The sequence below is a fragment of the Novosphingobium sp. genome, assembly GCF_036733805.1.
Taxonomy (GTDB): domain Bacteria; phylum Pseudomonadota; class Alphaproteobacteria; order Sphingomonadales; family Sphingomonadaceae; genus Novosphingobium.
This window is the reverse complement of record NZ_DAIMZT010000102.1, coordinates 1-5,575: the sequence shown is the minus strand read 5'-3', so window position 1 is coordinate 5,575 and position 5,575 is coordinate 1. Positions and strand designations below refer to the sequence as shown.

The following is a 5,575-nucleotide window of genomic DNA, read 5'->3' as shown; positions in this document are numbered from 1 at the left end:
GGTCAAGCCGGTCGAGCAGGATCGACTTTTCCACCTGTCGCCAGATCGCCGGATCGTCCTTCGCCATCTTGGCTTCCATATGACCATCCGCCAATTCGGCGATGCGCTGTTCAATGCCTTCCGGATCGATCCCGTCTTCTTCAAGCCACGCTTCGACCGGAGCATCGACAGCCAGGATTTCCTGAACTTTGCCCTTCAACCCCTCGACGTCCCAATGTTCCGGATAGGAGCCCTGCGGGCAAGCATCGGCCACCAGGGCGTTGATCGTGTCTTGGCGCATATCGACGACCACATCGTCCACCGCCTCGGCATCCATGATGTCGGCGCGCTGCTCGTAAATGACCTTGCGTTGGTCATTCATCACATCGTCGTATTCAACGACCTGCTTGCGCACTTCGTAGTTGCGCGCCTCGACCTTCTTCTGCGCCGTCTCGATCGCCTTGGAGAGCCACTTGGAGCCGATCGCCTCGCCATCCGCGAGATTCGAGTTCATCATTTTGGCAAAGAGGGTGTCCGGGCCGAAGATGCGCAGAAGATCGTCCTCAAGGCAGAGATAGAACTTCGAAAGGCCCGGATCGCCCTGGCGGCCGGAGCGACCGCGAAGCTGATTGTCGATGCGGCGGCTTTCATGGCGCTCCGTACCGATCACGCAGAGGCCGCCGGCGTCGAGCACCTTTCGTTTCTCCTCGGCCACTTCCATCTTGATGCGTCCAATGCCGGCTTCGCGCTCCGGTCCTTCCGCCGCGTCCTTAAGCTCGTCCTCAATGCGGAACTCGACATTGCCGCCAAGCTGGATGTCCGTGCCGCGACCGGCCATGTTCGTCGCGATCGTAACGGCGCCAAGCCGGCCCGCCTGAGCGACGATATGCGCTTCCATTTCGTGGAAACGCGCGTTGAGCACGGAATGCTTGACGCCTTCCTTGTTGAGAAAATCGGAAAGAAGTTCCGACTTCTCAATGGACACCGTGCCGACGAGCACCGGCTGTCCCTTTTCGTTCTTCTCGCGGATCAGCCTTGCGATCGCAGCGAACTTGTCGCGCGTGTTCTTGTAGAACTCGTCCTCTTCATCGACGCGCTGCACCGGGAGATTGGTCGGGATGGTGACCACGTTCATCTTGTAGATGTCATAGAACTCCGCCGCCTCGGTCGCGGCCGTTCCGGTCATGCCCGAAAGCTTGGGGTACATGCGGAAATAGTTCTGGAAGGTGATCGAGGCGAGCGTCTGGTTCTCCGGCTCGATCCGCACCCCTTCCTTGGCCTCGACCGCCTGATGCAGTCCGTTGGACCAGCGGCGGCCGTCCATCATGCGTCCGGTGAACTCATCGATGATGATGACCTTGTCATCCTTTACGATGTAATCGGTGTCGCGCTTGAACATGACCACGGCCTTGAGGCTCTGGTCGAGGTGGTGGACCACTTGGGTATTCTCGACGTCGTAGAGGTTGGAGCCCACCAGCAGCCCGGCCGCCTCCAGCATCCGCTCCGCCTTTTCGACACCATCCTCCGTCAGTGTGATGTTCTTGGTCTTCTCATCGGTTTCGTAATCTTCGGGAACCAACTGCTTCACGATCGCGTCCACCGCGATGTAAAGCTCCGACTTGTCATCCGTGGGGCCGGAGATGATGAGCGGGGTGCGCGCCTCGTCGATGAGGATCGAGTCCACTTCGTCCACGATCGCGAAGTTGAAGGGGCGCTGCACCATCTGGCTGCGCTCGTGCTTCATATTGTCGCGCAGGTAATCGAAGCCGAGTTCGTTGTTGGTGCCATAAGTGATGTCAGCCGCATAAGCCTCGCGGCGCTCCCACTCATTCAGGTTAGGCACGATAACGCCGACCGTCAGGCCAAGGAAGCGATGCAATTGCCCCATCCATTCGGCGTCGCGGCGGGCGAGGTAGTCGTTCACCGTCACGATGTGAACGCCCTTGCCTTCCAGTGCATTGAGATAAGTCGCGGTAGTGGCCACCAGGGTCTTGCCCTCGCCGGTGCGCATCTCGGCGATCTCGCCGCGGTGAAGCACGATGCCGCCGATCATCTGCACGTCGAAGTGGCGCATGCCGAACACGCGCTTGGACGCTTCGCGCACAGTGGCGAAGGCTTCGGGCAGGATCTGGTCCAGCGTGGCACCTTGCGCCAGCTGATCGCGGAACTTCGTGGTCTGAGCGGCCAGTTCCTCATCGCTATACGCTTCAAGGGCGGGTTCGAAAGCGTTGATCTGGCTGACGATCTTATCGAGCGATTTGACGTAGCGTTCGTTGGACGAGCCGAAGATGGACTTGACGATGACGCCGAGCATGGCCGGAAATTCCTGTTTTCGTGAATATCGGTAAGTGCGGGATGCGCGCCCGCAGGCGGGCACGTCGAGAAAGTTCGCGAAAAAAAGCGAAGGGTTTTACGCGCCGCCGCTATTCGCGAGCGCGATCTATCCCGGTCAGGACAGACGGAATGGCGAGCGAAACCGGTGTCCCAACTTTCGCGGTCGCGTGGCGCCGCGCGTTCAATCGGCCCGGTTCTGGAAGGCGCGCCAAAGCAACCGGCGCACGCGGGGCCTTGGCCGAAGACGCCTCCCCCAGCACGACCACTTGCATGCTGGCCACTTGCGATGCACGCGCCTCAGCCGGGCCGATTTGCGCGGCCCACCCCAATGACAGGGGCCCGGTCAGCAGGGCGAACAGGGTCAGGAGCAGGCGGTTGGCCATGGGGTGCAGATAGGAGGGGTAAGATGAATAGTCCACTACCCAGCGCAATTTGCACACGATTGATCTGCGCTTGACCTGCACCGCCGCTGCGCTACCCGCTTGCGCCATGGCTTATCCCGTTTCTCCGCTCGCCACGCCCTTCCCCGCCCTGCCGGAAATCGCCGGCGTCACGCCGCACATCGTGCGTGCCGGATACAAGGATTGGGGCCGCTGCGATCTCACTTATGTAACGCTTGACGAGGGCACCGCCGTCGCGGGCGTCTTCACCAGGAACCTATGCTGTTCCACCGAAGTCGAACTCGGGCGCGAAAACGTGAAGCTCGGCAGGGCCCGCGCGCTGGTGGTCAATGCCGGCAACTCAAACGCCTTCACCGGCTATCGCGGGCGCGAGGCGGTGGAACAGATCATGACGCAAGTGGCCGATCATCTCGGTTGCCCAAAAGAGCAGGTCTTCGTCTCCTCTACCGGCGTGATCGGCGTGCCGCTGCCCAAGGACAAGGCGCGTGAAGGCGTCGCCAAAGCGCTGAACGCCGCGCCCTGCACCTGGGAAGAGGCCGCGCAAACCATCTCCACCACCGATACTTTCGCCAAAGGCGCCACAGCCACCGCCATGATCGGCAGCGCCAAGGTAACGATCAGCGCCATCATCAAAGGCTCCGGCATGATCGCCCCGGACATGGCGACAATGCTCGGTTATCTCTTCACGGATGCTGCGGTGGAGCCGGCGTTCCTGCAGGAATGCCTTTCGGCCGCGAACATGCGCACGTTCTCGTGCATCACCGTCGACTCCGATACCTCCACCAGCGACACTGTGCTGGCTTTCGCCACCGGCAAGGCGGGCAACGCGCCCCTCGCATCGTTCGACAGCCCCAGCGCGGATGCTTTTTCCGCCGCCATTCATGACGTGTGCCGCCAGCTTGCTCATCTTGTGGTGCGCGATGGCGAAGGGGCGCAGAAGTTCATCGCCGTCACCGTTACCGGTGGGGTCTCCGATGAAAGCGCGCGCAAGGTCGGCATGGCCATCGCCAATTCGCCGCTGGTCAAGACGGCCATTGCCGGGGAGGATGCCAACTGGGGTCGTGTCGTCATGGCCGTGGGCAAGGCCGGCGAACCGGCGGACCGCGACAAGCTCTCGATCGGTTTCGGCGGCACCTGGGCCGCTCGCGAGGGCCTGCCCCTTGCCGATTACGATGAGGCGCCGGTCGCCGCCCATCTCAAGGGGCAAGAGGTGACGATCGAGGTTGACCTGGGCTTGGGCGAAGGCGCTGCCACGGTATGGACCTGCGATCTCACGCACGGTTACATCTCGATCAATGCCGACTATCGCAGCTGATAAGGGAACAGCACGATGAATGAGCCTTTCTTCACCCTCTGGGGCCGGCTCAACTCCCACAACGTCAAGAAAGTGGCCTGGTTTGCCGAGGAGCTTGACCTCGCCTGGCAGCGTCACGATATCGGCGGCGAGTTCGGCTATACTGAGGACTACCTCTCGAAGAATCCCAACCGGCTGGTCCCCATGATCGAGGACGGCAAGGTCGTTCTGTGGGAATCCAACGCCATCCTGCGCTACATGGCGGCGGAATATGGCGGTGAAAGCTGGTTCCCCGCCGATCCCATCGATCGAGCGCTGGCCGATCGATGGATGGATTGGCAGATCACTTACGCCGATGCGCAGCGCCTGCCGTTCCTCAGCTTCGCCAGGGCCCCGCGCGAAGAGTGGGACATGGCCGCAATCGAACGCAACATGGCCGCATGTGCCCGGCATCTGACGGTCATGGAACGCTATCTGGGGGAAACACCCTGGCTTTCCGGCAACCGCTTCGGCATCGGCGACATACCCATGGGCACATATGTCCATACCTGGTTCAACCTTCCGTTTCAGAGGCCGGAGTTTCCCGCCATCGCCGGCTGGTATGCCCGTCTCAGAACCCGCCCCGGCTATGCGCGCCAAGTGATGATTCCGCTGACATGATTACCCCCTCTCTCACCGCCGCCGTCGAGGCAATCATGCGCGAGGCCAGCGAACGCGCGATTCTGCCGCGCTATCGGTCGCTCTCGGCCGGCGAAATCGACGCCAAGGCGCCGGATGATCTCGTCACCGTGGCTGACAAAGAAAGCGAAGCGCTGCTGACGGACCATCTCTCCTGGCTCCTGCCGCAAGCGCGCGTGGTGGGGGAAGAGGCCGTGTTTGCCGAGCCCAGCATTCTGGAACAGCTCAAGGACGGATTGTGCTGGATCGTCGATCCGCTTGACGGAACGAACAACTTCGCCGGCGGCAATCCGCCTTTCGGTATCCTGGTCGCCCTGACTGACGGGGGCGAAACGCTGGGTGGCTGGATCCTCGATTGCTTGACGGGGCGCTTCTGCCATGCCGCCAAGGGGGCGGGCGCCTGGATCGACGGCCAGCGCGTGATCGCCATGCCGAGCGGCGAGGCTCCGCCGATCGCAGGCATTTCCCTGCTGTTCCTCGATCAGGCCCGGCGCGAGCGGATGCGCGAACAGATCGCACCGCATTATCGCCTGGTCGACATCCCGCGCTGCGCGGCCGAACAATACCCGCGCCTGGTGTTGGGTGCCAATGACGTCTCATTGTTCGAGCGTACTCTGCCATGGGATCACGCGGCCGGCGCGCTGTTCCTTAACGAAGCCGGCGGGCATTGCGCCCGACCTGACGGCTCCCCTTACCGTGTCGACGAATGGGAAAGGACCGGCCTGATCGGCGCATCATCCCGAAAACTGTTCGACGATTTGGCGGAAAGGTTGGCGGCGCTGGATTGATCCGCCTTTCACTGACAGCGATAACGCGCCAATTTCACATAAAAAACTTGACATAACGAACCATTTGGGTTATATGCCGCAGCACTCGGGATAACCGGGTC

The 5,575-nt window shown here is 61.7% G+C and carries 5 protein-coding genes; 3 read left to right on the top strand and 2 right to left on the bottom strand.

The window, feature by feature from the left end; all coding sequences use genetic code 11:
• On the bottom strand, nt 1-2,293 hold a 2,293-nt coding region (gene secA / locus V7D69_RS15175; protein WP_333606220.1), incomplete at its 3' end, for a preprotein translocase subunit SecA.
• Between the two features lie 109 nt (nt 2,294-2,402).
• The gene (locus V7D69_RS15170; protein WP_324061079.1) at nt 2,403-2,804 is read right to left on the bottom strand and encodes a hypothetical protein; all 402 of its coding nucleotides are present in this window, start codon (nt 2,802-2,804) and stop codon (nt 2,403-2,405) included.
• Between V7D69_RS15170 and argJ the strand changes: the two genes are divergently transcribed.
• From argJ to V7D69_RS15155, 3 genes are read left to right on the top strand one after another with little or no spacing between them, the layout of a single operon-like run.
• Entirely contained in the window at nt 2,803-4,029 is a 1,227-nt protein-coding gene (gene argJ / locus V7D69_RS15165) for a bifunctional glutamate N-acetyltransferase/amino-acid acetyltransferase ArgJ (RefSeq protein ID WP_324061078.1), read from the top strand. The two genes, V7D69_RS15170 and argJ, sit on opposite strands and share 2 nt — an antisense overlap.
• A gap of 15 nt (nt 4,030-4,044) precedes the next feature.
• Entirely contained in the window at nt 4,045-4,668 is a 624-nt protein-coding gene (locus tag V7D69_RS15160) for a glutathione S-transferase family protein (protein ID WP_324061077.1), read from the top strand.
• Complete coding sequence (locus V7D69_RS15155) at nt 4,665-5,474, top strand: inositol monophosphatase family protein (protein ID WP_324061076.1); 810 nt, start codon at nt 4,665-4,667, stop codon at nt 5,472-5,474. The genes V7D69_RS15160 and V7D69_RS15155 overlap by 4 nt, the downstream gene beginning before the upstream one ends.
• The last annotated feature ends 101 nt before the right edge of the window (nt 5,475-5,575 follow it).

What these genes read in the sequence shown, in the direction of transcription:
- argJ (WP_324061078.1), top strand. Translation starts at nt 2,803, where the DNA reads ATGGCTTATCCCGTTTCTCCGCTCGCCACGCCCTTCCCCGCCCTGCCG.
- V7D69_RS15170 (WP_324061079.1), bottom strand. Translation starts at nt 2,804, where the DNA reads ATGGCGCAAGCGGGTAGCGCAGCGGCGGTGCAGGTCAAGCGCAGATCA.
- V7D69_RS15155 (WP_324061076.1), top strand. Translation starts at nt 4,665, where the DNA reads ATGATTACCCCCTCTCTCACCGCCGCCGTCGAGGCAATCATGCGCGAG.
- V7D69_RS15160 (WP_324061077.1), top strand. Translation starts at nt 4,045, where the DNA reads ATGAATGAGCCTTTCTTCACCCTCTGGGGCCGGCTCAACTCCCACAAC.